1 protein-coding gene is annotated in these 1,235 nt (G+C 64.8%); it reads right to left on the bottom strand.

Going from position 1 to position 1,235, the window contains the following annotated elements; genetic code table 11:
- Window positions 1–47 precede the first annotated feature (47 nt).
- Window positions 48–1,235, bottom strand: a 1,188-nt coding sequence (locus CAG34_RS27285) for an aldehyde dehydrogenase family protein (protein ID WP_085593521.1), incomplete at its 5' end; no start/stop codon positions are given.

Raw genomic sequence — 1,235 nt, 5'->3', positions numbered from 1 at the left:
GCGGCCAGGTGCCGAACTCCGTCAGAACAGCACCGGTCTTGCTCAGGTCACGAAGCGTTGATCCAGATGGTCTTCAGCTCCGTGTACTGGTCATGGGCCCAGATGGACTTGTCGCGCCCACCGAAGCCGGACTCCTTGTAGCCACCGAACGGTGTGGTGACATCCCCTTCGCCGAAGCAGTTGACCGTAACCACGCCCGCGCGGATTTCACGCGACAGGCGCAGCGCATTGCGCAGGCTGCCGGTGTAGGCCGAGGCCGCCAGGCCGTAGACGGTGTCGTTGGCCAGCTCGATCGCCTCGTCGATGGTCTCGAAGCTGGTCACGCTCAGCACCGGGCCGAAGATCTCCTCGACGAACAACTTGTTGTCGCGGCCAACGTTGTCGACGATGGTCGGCTGCACGAACACGCCGTCCTCGGTCTCGCCACCCTGGACGATACTGAGCTTGTGCTCGGCGGCGTATTCCAGGTACGACTTGACCTTCTCGAAGTGCGACTTGCTGACCATGGCGCCCAGGCGGTTGTCCGGGTCCAGCGGGTCGCCCAGCTTCCAGTCCTTCAGGTGCTTGGCGATCAGGCCCAGCAGCTGGTCCTTCACGTCCTTGTGCACGATCAGGCGCGAGGACGCGGAGCAGTTTTCGCCCATGTTCCAGAACGCACCGGCGGTGACGAACTGGGCCACTTCGTCCAGGTCCTCGCAGTCGTTCATGACCACGGCCGGGTTCTTGCCACCCAGCTCCAGGACCATGCGCTTGAGGTTGGACTCGGCGGCGTACTTCAGGAACAGGCGGCCGGTGTCGGTGGAGCCGGTGAAGCTGACCATCGGGATGTCCATGTGGCGGCCAATGGCCTCGCCCACTTCACGGCCACCGCCAGGCACCAGGTTGAACACGCCTGCAGGAATACCCGCCTCATGGGCCAGTTCGGCCACGCGCAGGGCGCTGAGGGTGGTTTCCTTGGCTGGCTTGACCACGATCGAGCAACCGGCGGCCAGCGACGGGGCAATCTTCCAGGCCAGCATCAGCAGCGGGAAGTTCCACGGCAGTACCAGGCCGACCACGCCAATGGCCTCGCGCACCACCATGGTCACGGCGGCATTGCCGGTCGGGGCCGTGGCGTCGTAGATCTTGTCGATCAGCTCGGCGTGCCAGCGGATGGTGTGGATGGTTTCCGGCACGTCGACGTTCTGGCACTCGCTGACCGGCTTGCCGCTGTCCAGCGCTTCCAGCACGGCCAG

This window comes from Pseudomonas sp. B14(2017), from assembly GCF_002113255.1.
Lineage (GTDB): Bacteria > Pseudomonadota > Gammaproteobacteria > Pseudomonadales > Pseudomonadaceae > Aquipseudomonas > Aquipseudomonas putida_Z.
The sequence above is the reverse complement of the archived record's forward strand: the minus strand, read 5'-3'. Positions and strand labels throughout refer to the sequence as shown.